We start from the raw sequence: 3417 nt of genomic DNA on the forward strand, positions 1-3417 counted from the left end.
CTACGTGGCGCTCGACGCGCGCACCGGCCGGACCATCGCCAAGCGCACGGTGTCCGGCCTGGTGCCGCTGCTGCTGCCCGGACTGCCCGCCGCCCACCGGTCGGCGTTGGTGGCGACCCTCACCGGACCGGCGTTCGCGTCACCGGGCGTGCGCGGCGTGCCCAGCTACGACCTCACCGCCCCCGACGCCGACCCCCGCCGGTACTGGCGCGGTCCGACCTGGGTGAACACCACCTGGCTGCTGTGGCGGGCGCTGCGGCAGCAGGGCGAGACCGGCCACGCCGAACGGCTGGCGTCCGACGTGGTCCGCCTGGTCTCGGAGGCCGGGTTCCGCGAGTACTTCCACCCGGTGACCGGCGAGGGGCTGGGCGCCGACCACTTCAGCTGGACGGCGGCGCTGCTGCTGGACGTCCTCGCGCGTGAACCGGAGGGGCAGCGATGGGAGCGGTAGTGCGGCTGGACGGTCCGGGGTCGGTCTCCGTCGGAGAGGAGCCCGACCCGCCGCTGCCCGCGACCGGCGTCCGGCTCCGCACGCGGTACTCCGGGATCTCCGCGGGCACCGAGCTGACCCAGTACCGGGGCACCAACGCGCACTTCGTCAAGACCTGGGACGCGGACGCCCGCCTGTTCGTGCCCGGACGGCCGACCGTGCGGTACCCGACCGTGGTGGGGTACGAGGAGGTCGGTGAGGTCGTCGAGGTCGGCCCGGACGTCACCGCGGTCCGGCCCGGTCAGGTGGTGTGGGGCGCGTGGGGTCACCGCGCGGGAACCGTCGTCGAGGAGGCGTACGCGGCGCAACGGGTGCTCGACCCGCGGGCGGACCCCGTGCTGGGCATCTTCGGCCACATCGGCTCGGTCGCCCTGAACGTCGTGCTGGACGCCGACCTCCACCTCGGGGAGACCGTCGTGGTGTTCGGCCTGGGCGTGGTCGGGCAGGTCGTCGCGCAGCTCGCCCGGCGCAGCGGCACCCGGGTCGTCGGCGTCGACACCGTCCCGGACCGGCTGGAGCTGGCCCGGCGGCTCGGCGCGGACGAGGTGCTGGACGCCGCGGCGGGCGGCGTCGCCGAACGGGTCCGCGCCCTGACCGGTGGCCGCGGCGCGGACGTCGCGCTGGAGGTGAGCGGGAACCCGCGGGCGCTGCACGAGGCCGTCCGCACGGTCGCCTACAACTCCCGGGTCGTCACCGGCGGCTTCCACCAGGGCGAGGCGAGCGGCCTGTTCCTCGGTGAGGAGTTCCACCACAACCGGGTCGACCTGGTCTGCTCGCAGATCTCCGGCGTGGCGCCGGGGCTCGCGCACCGCTGGGACCGCAAGCGGCTCAACGACACCGTCATGGACCTGGCGGTGGCCGGGCACCTGCTCCTGCGCCCGCTGGTCTCGCACGTCGTGCCGGCCGAGGAGGCGGCCTCGGCCTACGAGCTGATCGACACCCGACCGGACCAGGTGATGCAGGTCGTGCTGGAGTTCACCTCACCGCCCGGCTGACGGCCGCCGGCGCGCACCGCCTCGGGGCCGTTCGGCCGCCGGACGGCCCGGCGCGCACCGCTACCAGGCCACGGGCAGCTCGTAGACGCCGTAGACGAACCCGTCGTGCTTGAACGGGATGTCGTCGAAGTCGACCGCCAGTCGCAGGTCCGGCAGGCGGCGGTACAGGGTGCGGTAGACGACCTCCAGCTCCAGCCGGGCCAGCGGCTGGCCGAGGCACTGGTGGACGCCGAAGCCGAACGCGACGTGGTGGCGGGCCCGGCGGGTGAGGTCGAGCCGGTCGGGGTCGGGGAAGGCCTCGGGGTCGCGGTTGGCGATGTCGTTGGGCAGCACGAGCCCCTCGCCGGCCCGGACGAGCTGCCCGGCGACCTCCACGTCCTCCAGCGCCACCCGGCGACGTCCGCCGTGGGTGATGTTGAGGTAGCGCAACAGCTCCTCGACCGCGTTGGTGGCCACGGCCGGGTCGTCGGTGTCCCGCAGCAGCGCGAGCTGGTCGGGGTGCGACAGCAGGGCGACGGTGCTGAGCGCGATCATGTTCGCGGTCGTCTCGTGGCCCGCGATGAGCAGCAGCACGGCCATCTCGGTGGCGCCCTGGACGGTCAGCTCGCCCGCCTTGATCCGCTCTCCCAGGCGGGACAGCAGGTCGTCACCGGGGTGGTCCAGCTTCGCGACGACCAGGCGGCCGAGGTAGTCCGCCAGCACGGTCGACGCGGCGGTGCGGTCCTCGGGCGTCGTGTCCCGGTTGATCAGGATCCGGCTGTTGTGCTGGAAGAAGTCGTGGTCGCGGTAGGGCACGTCGAGCAGGTCGCAGATCACCAACGACGGCACGGGCAGCGCGAACGCCTCGACCAGGTCGACCGGGTTGGGCCCGGCGAGCACGGCGTCCAGCGCGTCGTCCACGACCTTCTGCACCGCGGGTCGCATGGCGGCGACGTGCTTCACCGCGAACGCGGAGCCGACCATCCGGCGCAGCCGCGCGTGCTCGGGGTCGTCCATGCCGATGAAGCTCAGGGTCGCGTTGCCGGGCGCCTGGCGCGGGTAGGTGGGGTGGGTCATGTCGGCGCTGACCCGGCGGTCCCCGAGCACGGCGCGCTGGTCGGCGTAGCGGGTGACCAGCCACGGCGTGCTGCCGTCCCACAGCCGCACGCGCGTCAGCGGCGTCTCCGCCTGGAGCTCCCGCAACGCGGGCGGCGGGTCCAACGGGCGCCCCGCCGCCCTGGCCATGGGGAACTCCGGGATCCCGGCCGTGCCGTGGTCGGTCGGTCCCACCGTGCTGGTCATCGTCGTCCTCCGGGGGCCGGGGCCTGGCCGAGCAGGCGTTGGCGGAGTTGGCGCGTCTGCTTGGGCATGTTCCAGCCGAGGACGCCGACGGCCTCGCCGGCCCGGCGGTGGACCGCGACGAACCGGCGTGCGGCGAGGTCACCGTCCTCGACGGACACCTCGGCGTCGGCCGGCAGGACGCCGTAGACCTGGATCCTGGCGTCGAACTGGTCGGTCCAGAAGAACGGCACGGGCGCGTACGGCCGGTCCGCGCCCAGGACGTTGTCGGCGACCACCGCGGCCTGCTCGGTGGCGTTGGTCCGGTTCTCCAGCCGCACCAACGCGTTCAGGCCTTCGTGGTGCCAGCGCGCCACGTCCCCGACCGCGTAGACCCCGTCGGCGGCACGGCACCCCGCGTCGCACACCACGCCGTTGTCCAGCAGGAGGCCGCTGTCCCGCAACCAGTCGGTGTTCGGGATCGCGCCCAGGGCGACCACGACCACGTCGGCCGGGAGCACGTCGCCGGTGTCGACCCGCACGCCGGTGACGCGCCCGTCCCGCCCCTCCAGGCCGAGCACGGCCGCACCGAGGCGCAGCCGCACGCCGCGCTCGGTGTGCAGGTCCGCGAGCAGACCGGACGCCGGCTGCCCGAGCTGGGCGGCCATCGGCGCG

General features: G+C 74.5%; 3 protein-coding genes and 1 pseudogene. 2 read left to right on the top strand and 2 right to left on the bottom strand.

Annotated features, from left to right (window positions below; genetic code table 11):
- Positions 1–451 (top strand): annotated as a pseudogene (locus tag AB0G02_RS32110) (hypothetical protein); the annotation flags it as partial.
- Positions 439–1485 carry a zinc-binding alcohol dehydrogenase gene (locus AB0G02_RS32115; protein ID WP_360801625.1) on the top strand — a complete coding sequence of 349 codons (1047 nt, stop codon included), beginning with the start codon at positions 439–441 and terminating at the stop codon, positions 1483–1485. The pseudogene AB0G02_RS32110 and the gene AB0G02_RS32115, both read left to right, overlap by 13 nt.
- Before the next feature lie 60 nt (positions 1486–1545).
- On the opposite strand, the gene AB0G02_RS32120 is transcribed toward AB0G02_RS32115, so the two are convergent.
- Positions 1546–2766: a cytochrome P450 gene (locus tag AB0G02_RS32120; RefSeq protein ID WP_360801628.1), complete on the bottom strand. Its 1221-nt coding sequence runs from the start codon at positions 2764–2766 to the stop codon at positions 1546–1548.
- On the bottom strand, positions 2763–3417 hold a 655-nt coding region (locus AB0G02_RS32125), incomplete at its 5' end, for an FAD-dependent oxidoreductase (protein WP_360801631.1). The genes AB0G02_RS32120 and AB0G02_RS32125, both read right to left, overlap by 4 nt.

Source organism: Actinosynnema sp. NPDC023658 (genome assembly GCF_040639995.1).
Taxonomy (GTDB): Bacteria; Actinomycetota; Actinomycetes; order Mycobacteriales; family Pseudonocardiaceae; genus Actinosynnema.

Excerpts from the sequence above, each read along its gene's own strand:
- AB0G02_RS32115 (WP_360801625.1), top strand. The coding sequence starts at position 439 with ATGGGAGCGGTAGTGCGGCTGGACGGTCCGGGGTCGGTCTCCGTCGGA.
- AB0G02_RS32120 (WP_360801628.1), bottom strand. The coding sequence starts at position 2,766 with ATGACCAGCACGGTGGGACCGACCGACCACGGCACGGCCGGGATCCCG.